The organism is Streptomyces africanus (assembly GCF_002150735.1).
Taxonomy (GTDB): Bacteria; Actinomycetota; Actinomycetes; order Streptomycetales; family Streptomycetaceae; genus Streptomyces; species Streptomyces africanus.
The window spans coordinates 1-26,306 of sequence record NZ_MUKA01000355.1; the positions used below are offsets into that span (position 1 = coordinate 1).

23 protein-coding genes and 4 pseudogenes are annotated in these 26,306 nt (G+C 69.2%); 13 read left to right on the top strand and 14 right to left on the bottom strand.

The genetic code is table 11. The annotated features are described in order from the left end of the window. Positions 1-80: 80 nt before the first annotated feature. Positions 81-389, bottom strand: a complete 309-nt coding sequence (locus CCL05_RS35405; protein WP_143589996.1) for a hypothetical protein — start codon at positions 387-389, stop codon at positions 81-83. A 108-nt stretch (positions 390-497) separates the two neighbouring features. On the opposite strand from CCL05_RS35405, the gene CCL05_RS45010 reads away from it, so the two are divergent. The 8 genes from CCL05_RS45010 to CCL05_RS47200 all read left to right on the top strand — a co-directional run bounded on the left by CCL05_RS45010 (position 498) and on the right by CCL05_RS47200 (position 10,864). Then, positions 498-656 (top strand): hypothetical protein, encoded by a 159-nt coding sequence (locus CCL05_RS45010; protein ID WP_158102524.1) that lies wholly within the window; start codon positions 498-500, stop codon positions 654-656. Between the two features lie 412 nt (positions 657-1,068). Continuing rightward, entirely contained in the window at positions 1,069-2,499 is a 1,431-nt protein-coding gene (locus CCL05_RS35410) for a glycoside hydrolase family 43 protein (protein WP_107400556.1), read from the top strand. Positions 2,500-2,755: 256 nt separating this feature from the next. Further along, complete coding sequence (locus tag CCL05_RS35415) at positions 2,756-4,183, top strand: arabinofuranosidase catalytic domain-containing protein (protein ID WP_086564744.1); 1,428 nt, start codon at positions 2,756-2,758, stop codon at positions 4,181-4,183. Between the two features lie 61 nt (positions 4,184-4,244). Beyond that, on the top strand, positions 4,245-6,653 hold the full coding sequence (locus CCL05_RS35420) for a ricin-type beta-trefoil lectin domain protein (RefSeq protein WP_167409677.1): 2,409 nt from the start codon (positions 4,245-4,247) through the stop codon (positions 6,651-6,653). Positions 6,654-6,719: 66 nt separating this feature from the next. Beyond that, positions 6,720-8,702 (top strand): alpha-L-fucosidase, encoded by a 1,983-nt coding sequence (locus CCL05_RS35425; RefSeq protein ID WP_086564745.1) that lies wholly within the window; start codon positions 6,720-6,722, stop codon positions 8,700-8,702. A 55-nt stretch (positions 8,703-8,757) separates the two neighbouring features. After that, positions 8,758-10,092 carry a ricin-type beta-trefoil lectin domain protein gene (locus CCL05_RS35430; RefSeq protein WP_086564746.1) on the top strand — a complete coding sequence of 445 codons (1,335 nt, stop codon included), beginning with the start codon at positions 8,758-8,760 and terminating at the stop codon, positions 10,090-10,092. 163 nt (positions 10,093-10,255) lie between these two features. Continuing rightward, positions 10,256-10,639 carry an ATP-binding cassette domain-containing protein gene (locus CCL05_RS47195; protein ID WP_279629956.1) on the top strand — a complete coding sequence of 128 codons (384 nt, stop codon included), beginning with the start codon at positions 10,256-10,258 and terminating at the stop codon, positions 10,637-10,639. 30 nt (positions 10,640-10,669) lie between these two features. Further along, on the top strand, positions 10,670-10,864 hold the full coding sequence (locus tag CCL05_RS47200; RefSeq protein ID WP_086564747.1) for a transposase: 195 nt from the start codon (positions 10,670-10,672) through the stop codon (positions 10,862-10,864). 554 nt (positions 10,865-11,418) lie between these two features. On the opposite strand, the gene CCL05_RS35445 is transcribed toward CCL05_RS47200, so the two are convergent. The 8 genes from CCL05_RS35445 to CCL05_RS35480 form a co-directional block, all read right to left on the bottom strand. After that, positions 11,419-12,021, bottom strand: a complete 603-nt coding sequence (locus CCL05_RS35445; RefSeq protein ID WP_244204509.1) for a hypothetical protein — start codon at positions 12,019-12,021, stop codon at positions 11,419-11,421. Between the two features lie 32 nt (positions 12,022-12,053). Next, positions 12,054-12,284 (bottom strand): NucA/NucB deoxyribonuclease domain-containing protein, encoded by a 231-nt coding sequence (locus CCL05_RS35450; protein WP_086564749.1) that lies wholly within the window; start codon positions 12,282-12,284, stop codon positions 12,054-12,056. 23 nt (positions 12,285-12,307) lie between these two features. After that, positions 12,308-12,922, bottom strand: coding sequence for a hypothetical protein (locus CCL05_RS35455; RefSeq protein WP_086564750.1), 615 nt, complete (start codon positions 12,920-12,922; stop codon positions 12,308-12,310). Between the two features lie 1,164 nt (positions 12,923-14,086). Next, positions 14,087-15,139, bottom strand: coding sequence for a Gfo/Idh/MocA family protein (locus CCL05_RS35460; protein ID WP_086564751.1), 1,053 nt, complete (start codon positions 15,137-15,139; stop codon positions 14,087-14,089). Beyond that, entirely contained in the window at positions 15,136-16,152 is a 1,017-nt protein-coding gene (locus CCL05_RS35465) for a Gfo/Idh/MocA family protein (protein WP_086564752.1), read from the bottom strand. The genes CCL05_RS35460 and CCL05_RS35465 overlap by 4 nt, the downstream gene beginning before the upstream one ends. Positions 16,153-16,166: 14 nt before the next feature. After that, entirely contained in the window at positions 16,167-16,991 is an 825-nt protein-coding gene (locus CCL05_RS35470) for a carbohydrate ABC transporter permease (protein ID WP_086564753.1), read from the bottom strand. Next, positions 16,988-17,938: a carbohydrate ABC transporter permease gene (locus CCL05_RS35475; RefSeq protein ID WP_086564754.1), complete on the bottom strand. Its 951-nt coding sequence runs from the start codon at positions 17,936-17,938 to the stop codon at positions 16,988-16,990. The genes CCL05_RS35470 and CCL05_RS35475 overlap by 4 nt, the downstream gene beginning before the upstream one ends. Positions 17,939-17,955: 17 nt before the next feature. After that, complete coding sequence (locus CCL05_RS35480) at positions 17,956-19,290, bottom strand: ABC transporter substrate-binding protein (RefSeq protein ID WP_086564755.1); 1,335 nt, start codon at positions 19,288-19,290, stop codon at positions 17,956-17,958. Between the two features lie 280 nt (positions 19,291-19,570). On the opposite strand from CCL05_RS35480, the gene CCL05_RS35485 reads away from it, so the two are divergent. Beyond that, the gene (locus CCL05_RS35485) at positions 19,571-20,758 is read left to right on the top strand and encodes an ROK family transcriptional regulator (RefSeq protein WP_279629957.1); all 1,188 of its coding nucleotides are present in this window, start codon (positions 19,571-19,573) and stop codon (positions 20,756-20,758) included. Here CCL05_RS35485 and CCL05_RS35490 read toward each other — a convergent pair. The 3 genes and pseudogenes from CCL05_RS35490 to CCL05_RS35500 all read right to left on the bottom strand — a co-directional run. Next, positions 20,748-20,957 (bottom strand): annotated as a pseudogene (locus tag CCL05_RS35490) (MFS transporter); the annotation flags it as partial. The gene CCL05_RS35485 and the pseudogene CCL05_RS35490 sit on opposite strands and share 11 nt — an antisense overlap. Positions 20,958-21,191: 234 nt before the next feature. Beyond that, positions 21,192-22,403 (bottom strand): multidrug effflux MFS transporter, encoded by a 1,212-nt coding sequence (locus CCL05_RS35495; protein ID WP_244204510.1) that lies wholly within the window; start codon positions 22,401-22,403, stop codon positions 21,192-21,194. Between the two features lie 32 nt (positions 22,404-22,435). Next, the gene (locus CCL05_RS35500; RefSeq protein ID WP_086564757.1) at positions 22,436-22,945 is read right to left on the bottom strand and encodes a MarR family winged helix-turn-helix transcriptional regulator; all 510 of its coding nucleotides are present in this window, start codon (positions 22,943-22,945) and stop codon (positions 22,436-22,438) included. 193 nt (positions 22,946-23,138) lie between these two features. Here CCL05_RS35500 and CCL05_RS35505 point away from each other — a divergent pair, with 193 nt between their 5' ends. From CCL05_RS35505 to CCL05_RS35520, 4 genes and pseudogenes are all read left to right on the top strand, one after another. Further along, positions 23,139-23,483, top strand: coding sequence for a VOC family protein (locus tag CCL05_RS35505; RefSeq protein WP_244204511.1), 345 nt, complete (start codon positions 23,139-23,141; stop codon positions 23,481-23,483). 116 nt (positions 23,484-23,599) lie between these two features. Beyond that, complete coding sequence (locus tag CCL05_RS35510) at positions 23,600-23,770, top strand: DUF5670 family protein (RefSeq protein WP_086564758.1); 171 nt, start codon at positions 23,600-23,602, stop codon at positions 23,768-23,770. A 46-nt stretch (positions 23,771-23,816) separates the two neighbouring features. Continuing rightward, a pseudogene (locus tag CCL05_RS35515) lies at positions 23,817-23,924 on the top strand (SpoIIE family protein phosphatase); the annotation flags it as partial. A 178-nt stretch (positions 23,925-24,102) separates the two neighbouring features. After that, a complete protein-coding gene (locus CCL05_RS35520; RefSeq protein WP_086564760.1) occupies positions 24,103-24,849 on the top strand; it encodes a phosphotransferase family protein in 747 nt (248 codons plus the stop codon). Positions 24,850-24,938: 89 nt separating this feature from the next. On the opposite strand, the pseudogene CCL05_RS35525 reads toward CCL05_RS35520, so the two are convergent. After that, positions 24,939-25,253, bottom strand: a pseudogene (locus CCL05_RS35525) (transposase); the annotation flags it as partial. Between the two features lie 583 nt (positions 25,254-25,836). Further along, a pseudogene (locus CCL05_RS35530) lies at positions 25,837-26,306 on the bottom strand (hypothetical protein); the annotation flags it as partial.

The following is a 26,306-nucleotide window of genomic DNA, read 5'->3' on the forward strand; positions in this document are numbered from 1 at the left end:
TCAGCCGCGGAGGGGCCGACGGCTGGTGCACCGCGATATACGCGTCGGCCCCTCCGCGGCTGAGCCGGGGAAGGGCCGTTTCATGTGTCCAGGCGGGCGCGCCACTCGTCGGCTGCGGCGCACAGGCGGGTCGTCAGCCGGTGCGCGCTCTCGTCGACGAGGTAGAGGCTGGTGTGGGTCGGCATCTGGCTTCCGCCGATAACCGGGATGCCGAGGTACCGGCTGACGGCCATGGGCGGGGTGTCGTTCGGGTCGAGGTCGAGCAGGTCGGCGAAGGTGTCGGCGTCGTCGGTCGTCAGCTTGACCCAGACTTCGCCGCTGGACAGCACCGCTATATCCGCGATCGACGGAAACAGCAGCTCCTCCAGCCGGAGAGTCGTCTCTTCCACGGCCCTGAACTGTCAGCCACACCGTGACGGGGACTGATCATTTTCAGGTGACTTCCTGGAGACCTGGTCAGGTGCCAGCCATCACTCACCGTGTATCCGTTAGGGAAGTTGAGCCAGAACCACTACTGGTCGATAGAGCCAGTGCCGGTGCTGGTCTTGAGGGAACTCGTCTCGTTGTCCATGCCGTCACCGCTGTCCTGGCTGTCCCGGTTCAGCCAGTTGCTGTTCCTGAAGTCGCGGTCATCGGCGGTGAACGTCCGCCAGTGATCTCCAGCCTCCCCCTTTCCCTCGTTGAAGTCGTTGTTCTCGAAGAGGCCGCCGCCTGGCGGTGGGTCCTGCCCGGCCGGTGCGGCAGGACCCGGCGAGCGAGGCTGGGAGGTTCAGAGATCCCGTCAATACGTCCCGCATGATTCGTTCGGACAATCGAAACATTTCGCCGACGTGAAGCCTGCGCGGCAGGTGTGACGGACATCGCAAACGGTCGCGGGAGTTGACAAGCTCGGCTGCCTCCCTAGTATCCGTGGCGTCGACGACCCGAAAGCAGACCGAAATTTCGAATGACTGAGATGTCATGCACCTGCCAACCCTCGACGGCGGTACCGCATACATCCCCTGTCTCGCTCCCGACCTGCCCACGAAAGAAACCTACGCGCCATCCCCGACGCACCCGGAGGCCATGATGATCCCGGCTCGTCCGTTACCCACCACCGGCACGAGGCTCACCCGGGCAGCCGCCTGGGTGGTGGGTCTCCTGTTGGTGTTCGCCGTAGTTCCCGCCGCGACGCAGCCCACCGTCGCCCGGGCCGACAACCCCATCGTGCAGCACGTCTACACCGCCGACCCGGCTCCGCTGGTCCATAACGGACGGGTCTACCTCTACACCGGGCACGACGAGGACGGCTCCACCTACTTCACCATGAAGGACTGGAGGGTGTGGTCCTCCGCCGACATGGTCAACTGGACCGACCATGGCTCCCCGCTCAGCCTGGCCACCTTCAGCTGGGCGTCCGCCGACGCGTGGGCCGGGCAGACCGTGCAGCGCAACGGCCGTTTCTACTGGTACGTGCCGGTGAAGAACCGGGCGACCGGCCGGATGGCCATCGGCGTCGCGGTTGCGGACAGCCCCACCGGACCATTCCGGGACGCCCTCGGCCACCCGCTGGTGGAGAACGGCGAGATCGACCCGACCGTCTTCATCGACGACGACGGCCAGGCCTACCTGTACTGGGGCAACCCGAACCTGTCGTACGTCAGGCTGAACGCCGACATGACCTCCTACTCGGGCGGCGTCAACAGGATCCCGCTCACCACAGCGGGGTTCGGCACCCGCACCGGTGACCCCAACCGTCCCACGCTGTACGAGGAGGGACCCTGGGTCTACAAGCGGAACGGTCTGTACTACCTGGTGTTCGCGGCCAAGTGCTGCTCGGAGTTCATCGCCTACTCCACGGCGCCCGGCCCGACCGGGCCCTGGACCTACCGCGGGACGGTCATGCCCACACAGGGCAGCAGCTTCACCAACCACCCCGGAATCGTGGATTTCAAGGGCAATTCATACTTCTTCTACCACAACGGCGCACTCCCGGGCGGCGGCGGCTTCACCCGCTCGGTCGCGGTGGAGAGGTTCTCCTACAACGCCGACGGCACGATCCCGGCCATCACCATGACGAACACCGGCGCACCCCAGGTCGGCACGCTCAATCCGTACGTGCGCCAGGAGGCCGAGACGATGGCCTGGGGTTCCGGGATCGAGACCGAGCCGGCCGGCGAAGGCGGAATGAACGTCGGCTGGATCGACAACGGCGACTACATCAAGGCCAAGGGCGTGGCCTTCGGGACGGGTGCGTCCTCGTTCACCGCGCGCGTCGCCTCGGGCAGCGGCGGCGGCACCGTCGAACTGCGCCTCGGCTCCCCGAGCGGGACGGTCGTGGGCCGTTGCGGTGTGCCGGGCACCGGGGGCTGGCAGACCTGGACGACAGTGACCTGCCCGGTCAGCGGTGCGACGGGAACCCAGGATCTCTTTCTGCGGTTCACCGGCGGCAGCGGCTACCTGCTCAACATGAACTGGTGGCAGTTCACCCCCGGCGCCACCGTCACCGCACCGCGATAGCCCGGCGGCGAGGCGCGTCCCCTGACGTCCGTCACACCCGCGCCCGGCATGGCGGCCGTCGCCGGCGCGGGGTTCGGCATGCCGCCATGGCGGGCGGCCCGAGCGAAACATGGGATGGATCCACTCTGATTCGACGATGAGCGTCTATTGACAGTGCATTTAACCTGTGGAATCTCTATCCAACATGGGATGTCTGAGTGTTTTCTGTAGACCCGCTCGTGGACCGCGCTTACCGGCGGCTGCCGCCGCATGCGTGATGGCGCTGCTGACCATGGTGCTGGCGACGGCGCCGACATGGTCCGCATCGGCACCCGTGGCACCCCTGGTGAGCTCGGCGTCAGGCAGGTGTCTGGACGTCAAGGGAAACGTCGACACGCAGGGAACGGCGTTGGACATCTGGGACTGCAACGGCCAGGCCAATCAAGCATTCGAGGTCACGTCGTCGGGCGAGCTGAGGACGATGAGCGGCTCCCGGTGCGTGGACGCCTATGACAACCGGACGGCTCCGGGAACCCCGGTGGTCATCTGGTCGTGCGACGGGCGGCCGGGCCAGACGTGGCGGCAGAACTCCGACGGGACGATCACCGGTGTCCGGTCCGGCCTGTGCCTGGACGTCAACGGGGCGGGCACGGCCAACGGCACCGCGGTCATCCTGTGGACCTGCAACGGCCAGAGCAACCAGAAGTGGAGCACCTCGGCATCTCCGCCCTCGCCCAGCGGGTCGGGCCCTTGCGACATCTACTCCGGGGGCGGTACGCCGTGCGTGGCCGCGCACAGCACGGTGCGGGCGCTCTACGGTTCGTACGGCGGCGCCCTGTACCAGGTCAGGCGCTCCTCGGACAACGCGACCAGGGACATCGGTGTGCTGAAGCCCGGCGGCTTCGCCGACGCGGCGGCCCAGGACTCGTTCTGCGCGGGTACCTCCTGCGTGATCACGGTCGTCCGCGACCAGTCCGGACACGGCAACGACCTGTGGTACCAGGGATCGGCCCAGGTCCCGGGCTCGAGTCAGAGCAGCCCCGCGAAGGCGACGTCCGAGTCGCTGACCGCCGGGGGCACCAAGGCGTACTCGCTGTACATCAATCCCGGGAACAGCTACTGGCGGGACGGTCACCTGACGGGCGTACCGACCGGTGCCGCACCCGAAGGGGCGTACATGGTGACCAGCGGCACCCACGTCAACAGTGGCTGCTGCTTCGACTACGGCAACAGCGAGACGACCAGGAAGGCAGACGCCGCCGGGGCCATGGACGCGATCAACTTCGGTACCCAGTGCTGGTTCGGCGGCTGCTCGGGAAGGGGTCCCTGGGTGCAGGCCGATCTCGAGTGGGGCCTGTACTCCGGCGGCAGCCAGTCCTGGAACCCCAACCAGCGGGCGTTCACCAGCAAGTTCGTCACCGCGATGCTGAAGAACAACGGGACGTCGAGGTTCGCCCTCAAGGGGGGCGACGCGCAGTACGGCGGCCTGACCACCCTGTATGACGGCGGGCTTCCCGGCGGATACAGCCCCATGAAGAAACAGGGAGCCATCGTCCTGGGCAGCGGCGGAGACTGCTGCAAGCCCGGCGGCGGCGCCAACCTGAGCGCCGGCACCTTCTACGAAGGAGCGATCGTCGCCGGTTACCCCTCCGACGCGACGGACAACGCGGTGCAGACCAACATCACTGCCGCCGGCTACCGCTGAGTTCCTTCAGCACGTGCGGTAGGGCGGTCCTCCCCCACCCGACTTGCGAAAGGAACCCACCGTGTCAGCAGTCAGACGGCTGGTCCGGCGCCTGCGCGCCTCGACGGCCGTGCTCACGGGCCTCGTCCTGGCCGCCGGCGGCCTCGTCGGCATGGCCGCCGAGCCGGCCCATGCCGCCACCTCCATCACGGTCAACGGCGCGTCCGGCGGCCGGACCTTCGACGGCGTCGGCGCGATCAGCGGCGGGGGCGGCAACAGCAGACTCCTGATCGACTATCCGGAACCCCAACGCGCCCAGATCCTCGACTACCTCTTCCGGCCCGGATACGGCGCCTCCTTACAGATCCTCAAGGCCGAGGTCGGCGGGGACACCAACTCCACCTCGGGAGCCGAGCCCAGTCACCAGCACACCCGCTCCGACCTGAACTGCGACCGGGGCTACGAATGGTGGCTGATGGAGCAGGCCAGAGCCCGCAACCCGAACATCAAGCTGTACGGGCTCGCCTGGGGCGCGCCCGGCTGGATCGGCGGCGGGAACTTCTGGTCCACCGACATGGTCGACTACCTGGTCTCGTGGCTGGGCTGCGCCAAGCAGCACGGGCTGAGCATCGACTACCTCGGCGGGTGGAACGAGCGCGGCTACAACGTCAACTGGTACCAGCAGCTGCGCGGCGCGCTCAACAGCAACGGCTACGGCAACGTCAAGATCGTCGCGGCGGACTCGGACTGGGCCGTGGCGGGCGACATCAACTCCAAACCGGCGTTCGCCTCCGCCGTGAGCGCCATCGGCACGCACTACCCCTGCGGCTACCGGTCGTCCCAGTCCAACTGCTCGGTGCCGGCGGCCGCCCTGTCGTCCGGCAAACCGCTGTGGGCGAGCGAGAACGGCTCGGACGACTACAACGCAGGAGCACAGGCCGTGGCCCGCGGCATCAACCGCGGATACATCGACGGACGCATGACCGCGTACCTCAACTGGCCGGTGGTCGCCGCGCTCACGCCCAACCTGCCGTACCCCACCATGGGTCTCACCCTGGCCTCACAGCCGTGGTCCGGCTCCTACTCGGTCGGCAAGAACACCTGGGTGATGGCACACACCAGCCAGTTCACCGCCCCGGGATGGCGGTACCTCGACGCCTCCAGCGGCTACATCGGCGGCAACCGCACCAACGGAAGCTACGTCTCACTCAAGGCCCCGGACAACTCCGCCTGGTCCACGGTCATCGAGACGATGGACGCCGGCAGCGCCCAGACGCTGAACCTCGACGTCACCGGGGGGCTGTCCACCGGGACCGTGCACGTCTGGTCCACCGACGTCCGGTCCGGCAACACGGCCGACCACTTCGTGCACGCCACCGACGTCACCCCGTCGGGCGGCGCGTTCAGCCTGACCGTGCAGCCCGGCCACCTGTACACCCTGACCACCACGACCGGACAGGGCAAGGGCACCGCCACGGGTCCCGGCCGGAGCGCACTGAAGCTGCCGTACGGCGACTCCTTCGACGGCTACGCCACCGGCACCGAGGCGAAGTACCTCATGGACTGGCAGGGTGCCTTCGAGGTGGTGGGCTGCGGCGGCGGACGCGGCGGCAAGTGCGTGCGCCAGATGAGCCCGCAGAAGCCGATCACCTGGGACGCGCTGACCGATCCGCACGCCCTGCTCGGTGACGTGAGCTGGGGCAACTACACCGTCTCGTCCGACGTGCTGCTGGAACAGCCCGGATACGCCGAGCTGATCGGCCGTGCGGGCGGGCACGACTACGACCGCACCGGCGGGCAGAACGCCTACCGGCTGCGGGTGAGCGACACCGGGGCCTGGTCGATCCTGAACTCGAACACCAACGGCAGCGTCGCCACCCTGGCCCGCGGCACGACGGGCGCGCTGGGCACCAACCGGTGGCACACCCTGGCCCTCACCTTCTCCGGCACCGCGATCACCGCCGTCGTCGACGGCGCCACGGTGTCCACCGTGAACGACCGCACCTGGGCAGCCGGGCAGATCGGCTACGGGACCAGCCAGGGCGAGACGGCGCAGTTCGACAACCTGTCCCTGACCCCCGGCAGCGGCGGTAACGACGGCGGCACGACCGGCCCGATCGTCGGGGCCGCCTCCGGCCGGTGCGTGGACGTGCCGAACCAGTCGCAGACGGCCGGTACCCAGGTCGCTCTGTGGGACTGCAACGGCGGCGCCAACCAGCAGTGGACGACCACCTCGGCCGGTGAGCTGCGCGTCTACGGCAGCTACTGCCTGGACGCCGCAGGCCAGGGCACCGGCCCCGGTACCAAGGTGGACATCTGGAACTGCACCGGCGGCGCCAACCAGAAGTGGACGCTCCACGCCGACGGAACGATCACCGGTGTCCAGTCCGGCCTGTGCCTGGACGCCACCGGCGCGGGAACGGCCAACGGCACCCCGCTGCAGCTGTGGACCTGCACCGGCGGCACCAACCAGAAGTGGACGCGCGACTGATCCAGGTGACCGGCTGACGGTCACCGACTCCCGCACCACCTTCGTCAACTCCCCGAGAGGCTCCGTATGTCCTCATCCTCCCTGCCGTTCAGCCGCCGCCGACTGCTGGCCGCGGCCGGCGCGGCCACGGCCTTCGGCCTGCTGCGGTTCGCCCCCGAGGCCGCCGCGGCCGACGGCCCCGCGAGCTACACCCCGACCTGGCCCTCCGTGGACCAGCACCCGCCGGTCCCGGCCTGGTTCCAGGACGCCAAGTTCGGCATCTACTACCACTGGGGTGTCTTCAGCGTTCCCGCGTTCGGGAACGAGTGGTATCCGCGCAACATGTACATCGGCGGCTCGGCCGAGAACCGCCACCACATCGCCACCTACGGCGACCCCTCGGCATGGCCGTACAACAACTTCATCGACGGCGCCCGCGACAAGGCCGGCAGATACGTTCAGTTCGCTCCGAAATTAGCCTCCCAGGGCGGCAACTGGGACCCGAACGCCTGGGCGCAGCTGTTCAAGGCCGCGGGCGCCAGGTTCGCCGGGCCGGTCGCCGAACACCACGACGGCTTCTCCATGTGGAACAGCCGCTCCAACCCGTGGAATTCGGTCCAGCACGGCCCCAGACTCGACCTCGTGGGGCTGCAGGCGCAGGCCATCCGCGGGCAGGGACTGAAGTTCATGACCTCGCTGCACCACGCCTACCACTTCACCGGCTTCTACGACCACGTGCCGTCCCAGTCGGACGCGAGGCTGCGCCTCCTCTTCGGCCAGCAGGGCGCGGCCGCGGAGAACAAGCTCTGGTACGACAAGCTGGTCGAGGTCGTCGACGGCTACCAGCCGGACCTGGTCTGGCAGGACTTCAACCTGCACATGGTGCAGGAGTCCTACCGGCTCCAGTTCCTCGCGCACTACTACAACCAGGCGCTCGCGTGGAACAAGGACGTGGTCGCGACCTACAAGGACGGCTTCAACAACAAGGGTGAGGTCTTCGACTTCGAGCGCGGCGGACCGGCAGGGCTGCTCACTCCCTACTGGCTGACCGATGACAGCATCTCCTCGTCCAGCTGGTGCTACACGGAGGGCATCGGCTACTACTCGACGCAGGCCATGCTCCACTCGCTGATCGACCGGGTCAGCAAGGGCGGCAACATGCTGCTGAACATCGCCCCGATGGCCGACGGCACCATCCCCTCCGGGCAGCGGTCCATCCTGCTCGCCATGGGTGACTGGCTCAGCCGCTTCGGAGAGGCGGTCTACTCCACCCGCTCGTGGGCCAGTTACGGCGAGGGCCCCACCAAGATGGGCGGAGGCTCGTTCAGCGGACCGGTGGCCGGCAAACCCCAGGACATCCGGTTCACCCGCAGTAAGGACAACAAGGTCCTCTACGCCACCGCGCTGGGCTGGCAGGGCGGCACCATGACCATCACGACCCTGAACTCGAACCAGATCAACCTCAGCAGTCTGACTGGCGCCAAACTCCTGAACAACACCGCCGGCACCTACATCGACCTGCCCGCACCGACCCAGAACGCTTCCGGGCTGCACCTCACCATGCCGTCGTCCAACCCGCCGTTCAGCGCCCTGGCGTACACGGTCAAGCTCACCTTCTCCGGTGAAATCCCGGTCCTGGGCGCGCCGGGCGGCTCCACGACCTGGGTGAAGATCGCCAACGTGACCAGCGGCCTGGCGCTCGACAGCGGGGGCAATGTCGCCTCCGGCTCCAACCTCAAGCAGTGGAACTACGACGGGAGCAGCAACCTGCAGTGGCAGCTGATCGCTCTGGGCAACGGCTACTACCGCATGGTGAACCGCACCAACGGCATGGTCGCCGACAGTTACGGCAACTCCGCCAACGGCGCCCCCGCCCGCCAGCAGGCGTGGAACGGCGGCGACAACCAGCAGTGGTCGCTGAACAGCCTCGGCGACAACCGCTACCAGATCGTCAATCGGGGCACCGGCACCGCCCTTGACGGCAGCGGCAGCACCACTGTCGGCTCCACCGCGGTGATGTGGACGCCGAACTCCAGCACCAACAACGCATGGACCATCACCGCGCTCTGAACACGGGCGCTCCCTGACCATCCCTCGACCACGTCGACCACGGAAGAAGGAGAGTATGAAACGCACACCGCTCTTCACCTCCATTGCGGCCGCGCTACTTCTCGTCCTGGCAACTGCGGGCACCTCATCCGGCAGTGGCCTTGGTACGCCCGCGGCAGCCAGGAAGACCGTCGCCGCCGCGGCAGCGAGCACCGGCTGCGGCAAGGCCCCCACGCTGACGAGTGGTACACGCACGATTCAGAGCGGCGGCCAGACGCGCAGCTACATCCTGCGGGTTCCGGCCGGCTACGACAGTAACCGGCCCTACCGGCTGCTCTTCGGTTTCCACTGGCGGGGCGGCACCGCCAATGACGTCGACTCGGGCGGAACGGACGGCTACAACTGGTCGTACTACGGCCTCAGGCGCCTGGCGGACAACGCGAACAACAGCACGATCTTCGTCGCCCCCCAGGGCAACGGCAACGGCTGGGCCAACCCGGGCGGCCAGGACGTGGCCTTCGTCGACGCCATGGTCAACCAGATCGAAGCAGGTCTGTGCGTCGACACCACCCAGCTGTTCGCCGCCGGCTTCAGCTACGGTGGCGGGATGTCGTACGCCCTCGCCTGCTCCCGGGCGACGGTCTTCCGCGCGGTCGCGGTCTACTCCGGCGCGAACCTCAGCGGGTGCAACGGCGGCACGCAGCCCATCGCCTACATGGGTCTGCACGGCATCGGGGACAACGTGCTGCCCATCTCGCTGGGACGGGAACTGCGCGACACCTTCGTCCGGAACAACGGCTGCACCCGGCAGAACCCGCCCGAGCCGGGCAACGGAAGCCGGACGCACATCATCACCACGTACTCCGGATGCAGGTCCGGGTACCCCGTCGTCTGGGCCGCGTTCGACGGAGGCCACGACCCCGGTCCCGTAGAGGGCTCCACCGGTAGCGGCTGGCGCACCTGGACGTCGGCAGCGGTGTGGCAGTTCTTCACGCAGTTCGGCTCGAACACGCCGCAGCCCTCCGGCAACCAGAAGATCATCGGCCAGCAGTCGGGGCGCTGCCTCGACATCAACAACTCCACCACGGCCAACGGCACGCAGGCACAACTGTGGGACTGCAACGGCGGCTCCAACCAGCGGTGGACCCACACCGCCGGAAAGCAACTGGTCGTCTACGGGAACAAGTGCCTGGGCGTCGGCCAGGCGGCGGGCAACGGCACCCCGGCGGCGATCCAGGACTGCACCGGGCAGGCGGACCAGCAGTGGAACGTCAATCCCGACGGCACGATCACAGCGGCGCAGTCGGGGCTCTGCCTGGACGCCAGCGGCCAGGCGACCGCCAATGGGACGAAAATCCAGGTGTGGAGTTGCTCGGGCGGCGCGAACCAGCGCTGGCGGCTCGAGAACTGACACCCGGGTCCGGACAGGGCACCGCGGGGCGTCGACCGGCCGGGACCCAGGAGGCCCGGCCGGTCGATCGCGCCTTTCGCAACCGGTCAAAAGTACGGTCGCCGACAAGCGAACCGTGCTTGCGGTTGGTGCTGGGAGGAAGGCGGAATTCCAGGATGGGGGCATGTCATATGCAGACTCCCCTCCGGCATTTCATGCCGATGGCCTGACGAAGAAGTACGGTCGTCGCGGCAAGCCGGCCCTGTCCGACGTGAACCTCACCATCCCCTCCGGCCGTGTCATCGGCCTGGTCGGTCCGAACGGGGCCGGTAAATCGACCTTGCTGCACCTGGCCTGCGGGCTGATCGAGCCGACGTCCGGCTCGCTGACCGTGCTGGGGTCACGTCCGGCAGGCCCGTGCGCCCCGCAGTCAGCCGGGCGCACGGGCCTTCACGTCGGTGTGGCCGAGCAGGCCGACGAACGAGTCGTCCCCGCGCTGGCGGGGGTAGCTCCGCCAGCCCGTACTGTACGGGGGGAAGCTGCATCGCCTCCGCGCCCGCGGGGGTAGCTCCGACTACACCGCGCTGTTCGCGGAGGAGTGCGTATCGTCCCCGCACGCCGCGAACGGCCCTGCGGCTTCGCCAGGTCCATCTACCGCCGCCGCAACGTCGTCGAACGCCGCTTCCACCGCCTCAAGCAGTGGCGCGGCATCGCCATCCGCTACGAGAAACAACCCGGCCGGTACCTAGCCGCCCTCACCCTGGCCAGCACACTCATCTGGCTAGACACATGATCGGCAAGACGCTCCCTAGGCGAGAACGATCGCAAGTCCGAAGAGGAACACGGCTGCCGCGAGTTGGTAGTTCAGTGCGGCCCTGCCGTTCATCAGCGCAACCCACTTTGGCATCAGGTCTCGGTCCGAATCCCACAGTTCACGGCGGGACCAGGTGTTGAGAGCCAATACCAAATTCGCTTCCCCCCTTCGGCGAACAGCACGTCGAGCAAGTATGCCCTGCGCAGGACGTAAGCCGCGGCGGACGTCCACTCTCCGCGTCTCGCTCCAGGGCGCGTCGATCAGAGCCCAGAACGACGCGGCCCGGCGCCGGGGCAGGCAGGAGACCAGGGATACACGAGGACGGACGAGCCCCACCGATTCGGCGAAGGCCCTCGTCCACGACCGGGACCACATAGCTCTCAGCATTCAGCCAGCCCGAGCCCACTCCACCATGGTCGAACTCCCAGCGCGCCCCGTTCCGGCTGTGGGCGCGGATCGTGTGCGACATCCTGTCCTAGGCCGTCACCAAAATTTAGAGCCGTCGCACCAGAACTCCCCGACGTGTTCTTGGGTCAGGAGTAGTCGCCGCGTTCGGCCCGGTGCAGGATGTCGCGTTCCCGGCCGGTCTGGGTGTCGAGTGAGTCCTCGTGGTCGATGACGATGGTGTCGTCGGCCGGCTGGGCTCGTACCTGGGCCCCGTAGGCGTCTGTCGCCTTCAGCAGGAGAGCGTCCTGGTGGGCGGCGGGCCAGCTCTGGATCAGGTACGACTCGACGACTTCGTCCATCGGCGTCTGGTCGACGGCGCTGTCCCGGCCGCGCGCGTGGACGCGAAGCCGGTACGGGACGGGGCCCTGGGATGCCAGCGAGGGCAGATCCGCCGGATCGTCCATGAAGGACGTCACGAGCAGTTCCCCGGAAGGGGAATGGCATGAGATCTCAGCGATCTCTTCCCAGCCCGGGGCCGGGTCGGGCCGCTGGGAGTGCGGCTCGACCGTCACGTGGACGCCTCCGGTGTGGATCCCGGTGGTCACCTCGATGCCTCCGCCATCGGCGGACACCAGGCCGGAGCGGCTTGCGTCCAGGTCGTCGGCCACAGGCCCTTGCGGGTCCCTGATCTGGAAGAGGTGGTACTCCACGTCCACCAGGGCTGCGCCTATACGGGCTGACCCATTCACGGGTGGCCTCTTCTGGTCCCAGCCGGCTGAGGCTACCTGATCCATACCAGGAACCAGTCCCCTTCCAGGACACCGTTGTAGGTGTAGAAGCCCTTGAGGGCCCTGCCCGCGTCGGTGTCCTTCTTGGCAACCATGCGGCGGCTGAACTTACCGTTGCCGTACCTGACGCCCTGCCAGGTGCTGGCGAAGGGGTACTCGTCGCAGGACTTGCCCGGCGGGCGCTCCAGGCTCGACGGGCACGCCTCCTCCCGGTTGTCCTTGATCTACTTGCGGTCGGTGAGCCGTATCAGGAAGTTCGTCGTGCCGTACTTGCCGGCAGGCCGGTGGCCTGTGCGTCCAAGATGTGCTTGGCGACCTCGGGCCACGGCCCGGTCTGGCTGTAGCTGATCACCAGCACAGCGGCGAGGGTGACGCAGCCGACCCGGCGGGGAGCGCCGGGCAGCGCGTTGTCACAGCGCACGTCCACGCTCGCCAGCTTCGCCGGCTCCGAGGGCCCCACCCACTCCCGGTTGCTGAACGTCCAAGAGGCGACGCTCCGGCCCGTTCCCCGCTGCTTGGCGGCAGCGGTGTTGATGGTGGTGTCCATGAAGAACTGCCCATAGGGTTCGGCACTCTTGGAGATCGTCTGTACCGGGAAGCTCTTGTTCGCGACCTTGCACTTGCCGATGCAGGAAGCGCTGCCGGACGCCTGGGTGCCAGCCACTCCCCGCCCCCACCGCTTCGTCTCCAGCAGCCTCACCTGGTAGGCCCAGGTCTTGGAGTCGCGGGCCGAGAAGGAGTAACCGATGACGATGTACTTGATACCGCCGATCTTGCGGCCCGTGCGCACGTCTTCGACGTCGGCCCCACTACGCCAGATGCCGCAGCCGCACAGGCGTTCGATGTACCACGTGGAGTCCACGCCTGCGTCGATGCACCACTTAGGTTCCTTCCACGGCTTGGGCCTGGCTGCCGCAGCCGCCGTGTCCGACTCGTCGGCCGGTGCAACCGACGGAGCCGTGTCGTCCGCGGCAGTCTCCGGTGAAGTCTCCGATCCGGCCTGCCCGGCTTCCGGTGCGGCCGCCAGAACGGCTGACTCAGCAGCAGACGTGTCGGCAGGAGCCTCAAGTTGCGACAGAGCAGCCTGTTCGTCGGAGGTGAGCTCGACCGCCGGCTCCAGGGACGAGGCGCATGCCGCGGACTGTGCACGGTCAGCCAGGTGTCTGCACCCGTTTCCGGCTCGTCTGCTGCCTGCACGCGCCCAGATGACTGCCCAGCAGCCCCAGCGTCACAGCGCCCGCCGCCACCATGGGCGGCCGCGCTGGAGACCGGCGGCGACCATCTGGAGGACGGGGTCGGCTGTTTACCGAGGTCATGCCTCAGACCCCACCGTCGGGCCGGGCCCGGGGTTCTGGCTCAGGCGGTTCCGGCGGGGTCGTGTTCGGTGGGTGGGGATTGTCCGTCTCGGATTGTTGCTGTTGTTCGAGCCGGTTGCTGGTACGCAGGGTTTGAGTGGGCGCGGGGTCAGAGGGCCACACGAGGAGCAGGTATTCCTCGGTGGGCGTTTCAGATGTCTTGTCCCATGCTGTTTCTCTGCCTCGGGCGTGGACGCGGACGCGGTAGTGGGTGCTGCCTCGTCCTGTGAGTGGCCCGTTCGGGTCGGGCGGGCCGAAGTCGAGTGACTCGAGTTGGAGGTGGTCGCGGGGGGGGGCTGCCACGCTGGCTTTCACGACCTCTTCCCAGGGCCGTGAAGTATCGATCTGTGTTCCGACGAAGACTTCATGCCATGGGGCGTTCATGCGACCTCTCCTGTTACACATTCGGGTCTCCGTAGCAGATTCTGCCCGCTGGGGCGCCCCGGGGGCCCAGTGCCGTAACGCCCGGTGTGGAGGTTGCAGGGTGGCGAGTACGCGGAACGGGTCCTTGTCGAGGACGCGGGGCGGGTGAAAGGCGGCCCTCACGGCGCAGGAGCCGACTGGCAGCGCAGTTCAGCGCCAGTGCCAGGCCTACACACCTCACTGACTACCCGACCACCAACACCGACTCTCACCAACACCGACCCCGGCGCCGAAAAGGCCGCATCAAGTCACTCAGACGGGTGGATCCGTCCGGGATTGTCCTCCCTCCTGTCGGGCAGGGGGACAGGCTGGCCGGTCCGCAGTGACGTGTAGGCCGCCAGTACGATCCGCAGGCTCCGCAGTCCGGCCTCGCCGTCCGGGCGGGGGCGGCGGCCGGTGCGGGCGGCGTCGAGGAACTCCTCCAGCATGGCCGCGTCGAGGTCGTCACCGCCTGGTTCCCAGCGGGGGCGGGCGGCGGTGGAGTCGAAGCCGCCGAGCAGCCGGGGGAAGGCGTCGAACTCGACGATCCCCTTCTCGGCCACGCAGGTCAGGGCCAGGCCGCCCCAGGTCGGGTGGTCCTTCGGCTGGCTCCAGCTGCAGTCGATGGCGGCGACGACACCGCCCGGGTAGCGGACGGTGACGAGCCCCGCCGTCTCGACGCCGGCACCGACGTCCGGGCCCAGGACGTCGTTGGCCTGGGCGTAGACCTCCACGGCCTGTTCCCCGCCGAGCAGCACGTCCATCAGGTCGGCGATGTGCACGGTGTGGTCCATCACCGCGCCGCCGCCCGCCAGCTCCCGGTCACCGAACCACGGCCGGGACGCGGCGGGGTTCCAGCCGTTGTTGGAGGCGTGGACACTGACGAGTGGGCCGAGCGAGCCGTCCTCCACCGCGCGGTTCAGGGCGGCAAAGGCCGCGCCGAACCGGACGGGGTAGGCGGTCATGAGGCCGACTCCGGCGCGGGCGCACGCGTCGATCATCGCCCGGGCGTCCGTCTCCGTGGTGGCGAGCGGCTTCTCGCACAGCACGTGCGCGCCGACCGCCGCGGACCGCTCGACCAGGTGCCGGTGCCGGGAGTTCTCACTGGTCACGATGACCGCGTCGGGCCGCAGCGCGAACACCTCGTCCCAGCCGGCGAGATACGGCACGCCCAGCCGCTCGGCCAGCGCCGCTCCCCGGGCCGGATCGTCCGGCGGGGCGTCGGGGTCGGCGGTGAGCAGTTCCACGTCGTCGCGGCCGCGCAGCAGCTCGATGTAGGTGGGGGCGTGGACGTGGGCGAAGGACAGTACGGCGATCCTCATGCGGCTGCTCCTTCGGGTGCGAGCGGCGGGAGGAGCTCGACCGCTCGCCCGGTCCTGGCCGAATCGGCGGCGGCCGCGGTGATGCGGACGGCCGCGACGCCGTCGGCCGCGCCCACCCGTGGCTCGGGCCCGCCGGCGAAGGCGTCGGCGAGTTCCCGTATCTGGGTGGTGTACGGCGACTCGCCGAAGTCACCCGCCGGGATGCCCTCCGCCGCCCCCGTGCCCACCGTGCCGACGATCCTGAGGCCGGGCGAGGCGAGCGAGTCGTGCCGTACCGTTCCGCCGGTGCCGGCGATGTGGAAGGTCGTGCGGAACGGTGTGGCCGGCGGCGCCCACACTCCCACGATCTGGCTGATGACGCCCGTGGTGTGGGTGAGCACCGCGGTCCCGGTGGCGACCGCGCCTTCGGGCGCCGGGGCGGTGAGGTGGCCGCTCTGGTGGGCGTGGACGCGTACGACCTCACCGAACAGCCAGCGGGCGATGTCCATGTCGTGGATCATCTGGTCGACCAGGATCCCCCCGGAGCGCGTGGGGTCGGCGAACCAGCCGCTCCATGTCGGGTAGCGGCCGGTGCGGGTGAACCGGGCCACAGCGACCCGGCCGAGTCCGCCGCCGGTGATCAAGGGGTGCAGCCGGGCGTAGGCGGGGAAGAAGCGCACGACGTGCCCCGGGTAGAGCCGGACCCCGGCGGCGGCTGCCGCGGCGGCCATCTCCTCGGCGTCGGCGGCCCTCAGCGCCAGCGGCTTCTCGCACAGGACGTGTGCCCCGGCGGCCACGGCGGCCAGAGTGATCTCGTGGTGGGTGTCGGTGGGGGTGCAGACGTCGACGACGTCCGCTCCGTCCATCGCCTCCTCGCGGGAGGCGACCGCGGCCTGGCCGAACTCGCTTGCGAGGGTGGGGGCCTGCCCGTCGGGGGCGTAGACGCGTACGCGGGCGCCGAGCGTGGTCCAGGCCGGCAGGTGGGCCCGCGCTATGCCGCCGGCGCCGATCAGCGCGACGTCGAGTTGTGTCATCGGGTTGGGGTCTCCTAGCCCTTGAGGGCGCCGCTGAGCACGCCGTTGATGAAGTGCCGCTGGAAGAACAGGTAGACGAGGACGACCGGGGCGATCACGATCAGCGTGGCCGCGGCGAGCAGGGGGACGTCGACGTTGTACTGGCCGGTGAAGAAGCCCAGTCCGGCCGGGGCGGTGCGTTTCGCCGGGTCCTGGATCAAGATCAGCGGGAGCAGGAACTGGTTCCAGCTCCACACGAAGTACAGGACGCCGAGGGTGGTCACGGCCGGGCGGGAGCTGGGCATGAGCACGCGCCACAGCGTCGTCCAGGAGGAGGCCCCGTCCAGCCGGGCGGCCTCGATGAGGCTGCGCGGCACGGTGGCGAAGTGGGCCCGCATCCAGAACACGCCGAACGGCATGAAGGCGGCGATCTCGGCGAGGGCCAGCCCCGGCACCGTGTTGGTGAGGCCGAGGGCTCGCAGGTCGTAGTAGAGGGGGATGACGGTGACCTCGGTCGGGATGGACAGCCCCAGCAGGAGGTAGCCGTAGAGCTTCCCGCCGCCGGGGACGTCCATGGTGGCCAGCGCGTACCCGGCCAGGGTGGCGCACACCACGGCCGCGGGGACGACGGCGAGCGCGATCACGGCGCTGGAGCGCAGCAGCGGGCCGAACCCCGCGGCGGACCAGGCGTGGACGAAGTTCTCCAGGTGGATGCCGTCCGGCCGGGCCAGCCCGGTCAGCGGTGTGCCCGCGGGCTGGAGGGCTGCCAGGACCAGGGAGAGGAACGGGACGAGTACGACGGCCACGAAGACCGTCAGTACGACGGGCGCGGCGACGTCACGTCGCTGACGTACTGTCATGAACGCTCCTTGGCCAGACGGTTGATGACGACGACGGCCACCGAGATGACCAGTGTCAGGACCACCGCCAACGCGCTGGCCAGGCCCACGGCACCGCCGCCGAAGGCCAGCCGGTAGATGAGGATGCCGGGCACCACCGTGCTGTTTCCGGGGCCGCCACCGGTGGTGATGTAGATCAGGTCGAAGCTGGACAGGGCTGCGATCACGGTGATCGACAGGGCGACCGCCATCTCCGGCCGCAGCAGGGGGACGGTGATCGACCAGAACTCGCGGACCGGGCCGGCCCCGTCCATGCGTGCGGCCTCGTAGATCTCCTGGTCGATGCGCTGTGTCCCGGACAGGAACAGCACCATGCACAGCCCGGCCACCACCCAGGTTCCGACGAGCCCGACGGCCGGCAGCGCCCAGGTGAAGCTGCCCAGCCACGAGTCGGTCAGCCGGCCGAGGCCGATCGCGCGCAGGGCCTGGTTGAGAGTGCCGTTCTCGGCGTACACCCAGCGCCATATGACGGCGACCGCGACCAGTGGGACGACCTGCGGAAGGAAGAGCAGCGTACGGATCAGGGAGGTGCCGCGGCGGCCCGGCCGGCGGGCGACCAGGGCCGCCGACACCAGGCCGAGGGCGATGGGCAGGACGGAGAAGAAGACGATGAGCGCCCCGGCGTGCCAGGCCGCCGCCCGCAGTTGTGGATCGGTGGCCACACGGCGGTAGTTGTCGAGGCCGATGAAAGACGGCAGGGTCACCCCGTCCCAGTCGAACAGCGACAGGTAGGCGGTGTGCAGGGCAGGGAGGACCGCGAACAGGGTGTACGGCAGCAGCGCCGGCAGGACGTACAGCAGCGCCACGGCGCGGCGGCGTCTGCGGGTCGTGCTCGGCGAGTGGGGCGGCGGGCCGGTGTCCTTGCGGACGGGACGCGCTGCCCGTCGGGGCGTGGTGGTTGTCGCCATGTCGCGGGCCGGCCTCGTCAGGAGTGGAACTGGTCGAAGTCGGCCTGCAGGGCAGCGAGGAACTTCTCGACGCCGACCTTGCCGCCGGCGAGCAACTGGAGCTGTGTGGTGAGGGTGTCGGGCATCGTGGGGGTGGAGGCGTTCTGGATGAACGGCTGGAGCCCTGAGTCCTTCACGATTCCCTGCCAGCCGGTCCCTACGTCCCCGAGGAGGCCGCTCTGCTGCGGCATCGCGCCGGCGTCGGGTGCCATGAAGCCGGCCTTGGCGGTGACGGCGGAGGCCTGTCGGGTGGCGCAGAAGTCGAGGAAGGCTGCTGCGGCGGCCGCGTTCTTCGACTTGCTGGAGACGCAGTAGTAGACACCGGCTCCGGTGGTGCGCAGGGGGCCGCCCTTGATGATCGGCGGCATGTTGAACAGCCCGGCGTCCTCACCGAGGCCCTTGTCGACCGCGGCGGCGGCCCAGTTGCCGCTGATCCGGAAGACGCCCTCGCCCCTGGCGAACGCGGCGGTGGCGTCGTTGTCGCTCGTGCCGTTGACCTTGGGGGTGACGTAGCCCTGGTCGACCCAGCGTTTGAGGGTCGTCGCGGCCGTCACCGCCTCGGGGCCGGTGATCTTGGCGCCCTTGCGGCCGAACGCCCACGCCTCGCGGTCCTCCGGCTTCAGATGGACCGACAGCAGCACGTTGAACGGGTGGTTGAGGCCGCCGTCGAGGTTGCCCGCGACGAGCGCGGTCTCCCCGGCGGCCTTGGCCTTGGCGAACAGGGCCTCCAACTCGGCCAGCGTGGCCGGCGGCACGGTCAGGCCCAGTTTCCGCACCTTGGCCTTGTTGCAGTAGACGCCCTCGAACGACAGCCCGCCGGGCACGCCGTACAGGGCACCGGTGCCGGCCGTCCTGCCGTCGGCGCTGAAGGTGATCTGGTCCAGGCCGGGGAACCTGCGCGACCAGCCGTACGCCTTGCCGTAGTCGCCGACGTCGAGCAGCAGGCGTCCCTTGACCAGGTTGTTCATGCCGGAGACGAACTGGGCTATGTCGGGGGCCGAGTCGGCCGACATCGTGGTGTTGATGCTCTTGAGGTAGTCGTCCCAACCGGTGTATTGGCGCTTGAAGGTGATGTTGGGGTACTTCTCCCGGAACGCCGCGAGCAGGCCGGGGGTCATGGTGGTGTCGTCCGCGTCGGCGACCACCAGAGTGATCTTGTCGGTGGGTACGGCCGTGGAGAGGGGAGACGCGCTGGCCGCGTCGGTGGACTTGGCGCCGGGGGTGAGGGAGCTGCCGCACGCGACGAGCAGGGAGGAGCCTGCGGCGGCAGCGAGGAACGAGCGTCTGGACGGCGGAGCGGGAACGTGACTCATGGCGGGCTCCTGGAACGGCGGGAGAGGGGGTGCTGCGCGGGCGAGTGCCATGGAGGTGCGGGCGGCGCGGGCAGGTGTGGCCAGATGCGGGCGCCGAGTGTTTTAATAAAGCAGTTGCGTTTCATAATCGAGTTCAAGCCATGGCGCGTCAAGAGCAGAGTGAAGGCTGTTGCCGACAGCAGGAGGTCGACCCTTGACCACATCGGAGCCGGACGCCCTCTGGCCGCTCAGCGGTGCCAAGGAGCCGGGCCCGCCGACGGCAGTCCCCTCGGTCGTGGGTGTGGCCGACCTGCGTGCCACGAATGCGGCGGCCGTGCTCGCCGTCGTCCGCTCCGCCGACCCACACCCCCGGCTGTCCGAGCTGGTCCGAGCAACCAGCCTGTCCCGCCCGACCGTTGAGGCGATCGTGGAGGAACTCGTCGCCCGCGGCCTGATCGATGTCGCCTCCGCTCCGTCCGCCCGGGGCCAGCGCTCCCCCGGCCGCCCGGCCCGCCGTTTCCGCTTCCAGCCCCATGCGGGGTTCGTCGTCGGCGTCGACGTGCGGCCGCGGTCCGTCACCGCCTGCCTGGCCGACCTCGACGGCGAACCCGTCGCCGTCGAGCGCCGCGCGGTCCGCGCCGACGTCCCGGGCCCGGTCCGCGCACGGGTGGTGACCTCGGCGATCCGGGCCGCCCTGGACCGGGCGGACGTGCACGTTTCCCGGGTGTGGGCGGCCACGCTCGGCACCCCCGGTCTGGTCGACCGGAACCAAACCCGCGTCCGCCAGGCGGACAACCTTCACACGTGGACCGAGGTGGACATCGCGGGCGTCCTCCGCGACCTTCTCGGCTGTCCGGTGGCCGTCGAGAACGACGCCAACCTGGCCGCGCTCGGCGAACAGTGGCGCGGGGTCGGGGCGACGGCCGAGGGAACGGCCGACAGGACGGCGCCCGACCCCGCGACCGGGGAGATGCTCTTCGTCCTGCTCGGCGAACGCCTCGGCTCCGGCGTCATCACCGGTGGCCGCCTGCTGCGCGGCCACCACGGCGCGGCCGGCGAGATCGGCTTCATCCGCTTCTCCGGTGGCGGCCCGGCCGACCGTCCCGGCCTGGATCCGCTGGCCGCCGGCACCATCCGTGACGCGGCCGCGGCCGACCCCGACGCGGTCGCCGCCGTCGAGGCGTACGGGCGACGGCTGGTCGAGGGCCTGGCCCCGGTCCTTCTCGCCCTCGACCCGGCCCTGGTCGTCCTCGGCACCGGGCTCTTCCCCGACACCGCCCTGCTTCCCGCGGCGAAGACCCTGCTGACCGCGGCCCGACGCCACGCCGACGCCCTGCTCGTCGACCCGCCGCGCTGGCACCTTTCCGCCCTGGGCGACGACGCCGTCCTCACCGGCGCGGTGCGTTTCGCACTGTCATCGGTCGAGGTCGTGCTCCGGACCCGTCCCACCAGCCTCAACTCCCCAGGGATCGCGTCTGGGCAACGGTGACGATAGTCAGGGCGCACATGTGGTCCGGGGCCCACCAGCGAGTAAGGGCGGCGAACGCGGGCTGGTAGAAGGTGGCCGCCATCGCGAGCCCGACCAACGCCCAACCGGCGAAGAAGGCCAAAAGGTTGGGGGCCGCGGCCACGATCAGCAGGCAGATGACGCCGAGCACGGAGCCGGCGGTCATGACGGCGCGCGGGCCGCACCGGCCCTCGGTGCCGCGGCCGACCTCGCAGCTTCAGCGTCGCATCTCGACCCTTGAGCGGGAACTCGCCATCGTCAGGGGGAACTCGAAGAGCGGACCGAAGAGCTGGAAGCAGCCCGGGCTGCCAACCGGGAACTGACCAGAGCACTCAATCAGTCGCCGCACACCGCCTGACCAAACGCTCAGCATCACTTCGGTCTGCGGGTCAGGCCTGGCGTCCCCGTGCTGCCGTCAATGGCCGGTAGTCGGCCTGCCCTGCTGTCGGCAGATGATCGCGCCCACGGTCGCCAGCGCCAGGAAGGTGCTCATCACCACCGCCGTGGGTCCGACGCTCCGGGTGCCGAAGAGGCCGATGAGAGGGGAGGCCGCGGCACCGAAGGAGAACTGAGCCACGCCCAGCAGTGCCGACATCGTGCCCGGGGCCGTCCGGCCGCGGCTTTGTCCCACGGCGCTCAAGGCGGGGAAAAGGAAGCCGAAGGAGGCGACAGTGATCAGCAAGCACAGGCAGAAGGCCCACAGCTGGACGCCCACCATCGTGGTGAGCACCAGGAGGAGGAGCTGGCCGCCCAGCCCGGTCACCGCGCCGATCACCATCAGCGTCTCGGGACGCCACGTGTGGACCAGCCTCCCGTACAGCAGGGACGCGCCGAGGTTGGCCAGCGCGTTGATCCCGTAGACGACGCTGCTCGTGGTGGCCGACAGATGCATCAGGTCGTGCAGGACGAACGTCGCCCCGGCGATGTAGGCGAAGACGGCGGCGCCCATGCAGCCCATGGTCACCACCGGCACCAGGACGGAGGGGTGTGACAGCAGGCTCCCGGCGGCACGCAGGGCGCCGCCGGCCCCGCCCTCGACCCGGCGCCCGGGCGGAAGTGATTCGGGTACGACTCGTGTGGCGGCGATGGCCAGGGCGGCGCCGGCGAGCGCAAGTGCGATGAAGACGAACCGCCAGGGCGCCACGGCCAGCAGGCCGCCGCCGAGGACCGGTGCGATCACGGGCCCGAGTGCTCCGATCGCGGACAGCGTGGCGTAGGTGCGGGAGAGTTCGACCCCGCGGTACAGGTCGACGATCACTGCCCGTCCGACGACGATGCCGGCGGCCCCTGCGATGCCCTGCCCGAACCGCAGCGCGGTCATCGCCTCGATCGTCGGCGCGCACGCGCACCCGAAGCTCAACACCGCGAAGGCGAAGGTGCCGGACAGGAGGACGGGCCGACGCCCCACCAGGTCGCTCAACGGGCCCAACACGAGTTGCCCGGCGATGACGCCGAGCAGGAACGCGGTCAGAGTCGTCTGCACGCCGGCGACACTCGTGCCCAAGGAGCGTGCCATGTCCGGCAACGCCGGCACGTACATGTCCGTCGCCAGCGGACTGACGGCTCCCAGACCGGCGATGACGGTGAGAAACACCGTGCGGGAGCCGCCCCCCGGCGCCGCTCCCACAGTCCCTCGTTCCTGGCTCGTACGGCCGGCCGTCACCGCGCCCGTCCTTCCCCGCCCTGCAGCCGTTCCTCTCCGGGTGCTGCTGTGTGGGTCAACTCCAGATCAACCGAGGCAAGTTGCTGCATGAGTTCCCCGGCCAGCCGCAGCAGACCGCGCTCTGCGGGAGTCATGGTCCGCGCCAGCGCCGACGCCAGCCAGGCGTTTCCGTCCTTCACGTGCTCCCGCAACGCTTGTAGGCCCGCTTCGGTGACCGCGATGTCCTGGCGCCGTTTGTCGGTGCTGCTACGGCGGCGGGTGACCCGGCCCTGACGCTCCAGCTCCTGCACGACCCGGGTCAGCGACTGGGCCTGCACCCCTTCGATGGCTGCCAGTTCACTGATCGCGAGCGGGCCGCGGTGCTTGAGGTTGGCCAGGATCGAGGAGGAGAGACGGGTCAGCGGTTCGGGGCTTCCCTGATGCTCGGCCCGCATCCGCGAAGCAAGCCGCGAGACGCCCCACCGGAGCTGTTCGGCGGTGTACAGATCTTCTTCGTCAGCATCCATCAAACCAAGCTAAGGCTTGGCTACTTACCAGAGGAACCCCTAGCTCGGCATTGAAATACAAAGCTTTTGCTTCATTGTTGGGGTGGTGGCACCTGTGGTCACCTCGAAACGGCTCCCCGCCCTGGCTGCCACATCCGCCCGGCATCTGACGACCTGTGCTCGTAGAGCTGCAGAAGGGGGGCAGGTAGCTTGCGTGGCGTCCCGGGGCGAGCTGCGCTGGCCTGGTGGTGGTGCGCTGGTGTTCGGTTCGACCCGGCACACGGACAGCGTGCATGGACGGATGCGGGCGGGAACCAGCGCGGTCTACGTGGTGAGCGACGACGTGGACGCGGTGCACCGCCGGGTTGTCGACGCCGACGGCGAGGTCCTGGAAGCGCCGCACGAGAGCCGGTTCGGGTCGGGCGCGGCCGCGTACGTGTGCACGGTGCACGATCCGGAGGGCAACTTGTGGACCTTCGGCACCTACCGCGGCCCTTCTCCGACCCAACGTGCGTGGAACTCGGCTGAACCGACAGCCGCCCACCGGCCCGGCAGATGAGGTGAAAGCCGTGGAGAATCTGGGTTCAGTGCCCGCAAGAGCAGTGGAGAAACCAAGGAAATCGACCGTGTGTTCTTGCATTCGCCGGGCACCAGGAGCGACGGAGGTTGATAACTATGGTTCCCTTGCTTCTCGTTCTTCTCCTGGCTCTGATCCTCTTCGGCGCGGGCTTCGCGGTGAAGGCGCTGTGGTGGATCGCCGTCATCGTGCTGGTCGTCTGGCTGCTGGGCTTCGTCATGCGCTCCGCGGGCACGGGCGGGCGCAAGGGCCGCTGGTATCGCTGGTAACCCGCCACACAGCAACATGCCTGGGGCCCCGGATACATCCGGGGCCCCAGGCACCCCCGGCGACACCCTCGTGCTGTTCACCGACGGTCTCATCGAGCGCCGAGGCGAGGACATCGACGTAGGCCTGGCCCGCCTGACGACAGCCCTGGCCCAGACGACATCACCCTCGTCATCATCCGCCTCTGAGGACTCCTGACAAGAGTGGTGGGCTTGTCCTCGTCAGAGGTCGGTGTCGCGTACGAGGCCGCCGGGTACAGGGACGCGGTCAGCCGCGTAATCGCACGCGATAAACCCGGCGACGTCGGCGATCATCCCCGGGATACTGGTCGCCCATGGACGAGGTCGAAGTCGTTGTCGCCCATTCCGAGCGCGCGACCCTGCGCGTCGGCGACGTGTTCCTGAAGGTGGACGCCGATCAGGCGCGCGTCGACGTCGAGGTCGAGGCGATGTCCCTCGCGCCGGTCCCGACCCCGGAGGTCCTGTGGCGCAAGCCGCCCGTGCTCGCGATCGCCGCACTTGCGGGGACGACGCTTGGGCGCCTCGGCGGGCCGTCGACCGGGTCGCCGGCTGCGTGGGCCGCGGCGGGCGCCGCCATCCGGAAGCTGCACGACGCGCCGCTGCCGCCCCGGCCCGGCCGGGCCGGCCGGAGCATCGTCGCGCTGGCGGCGGAACTCGACGACGAGTGCGAGTTGCTCGTGACCAACGGCCTCCTGCCCGCCGACCTGGTCACCCGCAACCGCCAAGTCGCCGAGGCCGCGCTCCGGCCGTGGACTCCGGCGTTTACGCACGGCGACCTGCAGATCGCGCACGTCTTCGTCGACGGCGACGAGGTCACGGGCATCATCGACTGGTCCGAGGCGGGGCAGGGTGATGCCCTGTACGACCTCGCCACCTTCACGCTCGGACACGAGGAGCGCCTCGACGACGTCGTCGCCGGCTATGGCACCGACATCGACCTCGACGTGATCCGCGCGTGGTGGTCGCTGCGAAGCCTGCTGGCAGTTCGCTGGCTGATCGAACACGGCTTCGACCCGTTCGCGCCGGGCTGTGAGGTCGACGTGCTGAGATCCCGGATGTGAGGCTGCGCGGGCCCGACTGCTACACATGCGTTCTGACGCATCGAGCACGCCATCCCTGAGGCGATCGCCCACCCTTAATCGATGAAGGGCGGGCCGGCCACCGGCCCGTCCCCGGAGTCGACCGCTGCGCGGGAGAAGTCCGGCAGGTCTGCGGCCCGCAGCTCGGACAGCAGCAGCGCGTGCAGGCGCTGCCAGACCCCAGCCTCGTTGAAGTCCAGTAGCCGTCGCCAGCAGGTCATCCCCGAGCCGAAGCCCAGCTCCTGGGGCAGAAACTTCCAGCGGATCCCGATGTACAGCACGAACAGGATCCCGCACACAACGTTGCGGCCATCCAGACGCTTACGACCTGGACGACGCGGATTACGTGGGACGACCGGCAGCAGCACCTCGGTGCGCGCCCACAACTCGTCGTGGACCCCCCAGGGTCTGGCAGCGGTCTTCCTCGTCTCGACTGGTTCGCACCCCCTTCAGCCAGCATCAATAGAACTGACACACCGTCATTCCCCGAGGTCCAGAAGCCTCTTCTTGTTAGGAGTCGTACCTGGGAGGCCAGCCACCGCCTGAGCGAGACCTCTGCCGAGCAGGCATAGTCCCGGCTCAGGAGTCCGGGCGTGCGGCGCCCTGGAGAGCCTGGGAGTGAACCCGTGTCAGCACCAGACGCAGGCCCACTCCGTCCGGGGACTACCGGGCGTGGGGTGGGACGTGAGGCAGTCGGCCATCAGCGGCGTGATGCGGCTTGCACAGCTGGGGCCGTGGTGCCAAGGACGCGGGCGGCTGCGGCGTCGTCCAGTCCTGCAACCTGGCGCAGCAGCAGGGCATCCGCGAGGTCCGGGGGCAGCGCGCAGAGCGGACGCCGGATGTCGTCGGTCGAGGGCCCGGCGGGATCCGGCCAGGAATGGTCCCGGACCTGGCGGCGGGCGAGACAGGGCCCAGACGCGGAAGTCAGCGCCGTTACTTGTCCCCACCGGGGGGATGTGTGTCTCTGCTTCAGTCGTCGCCCTTCTGGGCGTCTGCCGATTTCTTCTTGGCCTCTTCTTGGGCCTTCTTCCGCTGCTTCTCTGCTTGTTTCCGTTCCTCCTCGGCTGCCTTGCGCTCTTGCTCTGCCTGCTTCTTCGCTACTTCCTCGTTGTAGCTGTGGTCGATCACCGGTGCGGAGGGCGTGGGCGCCGGGGGCTCGGTCGTGGGCTGCTGCCAGGTCGGCGAGGAGGTGGCGGTGGGTGTCGGGCTCGCGGGATTCGGCGACGCACCGTCGCCGTCATCCGCGGAAAGGGCGGCGCCGATGGCTGCCGAGATTCCGAACACGATGACCGCGCCGATGCCGAGCAGGGCCTTGCGGGACGGCGCAGGACGCCGGGCACCTCGGGTGTGTGCCACCGCCGGGAGACCTTCCGTCCGGGGCAGGTGCACCGGCGGGGGCGGAAGCGGCGTGGCTGCGGGATGCATCTGCTGTGCGGGCT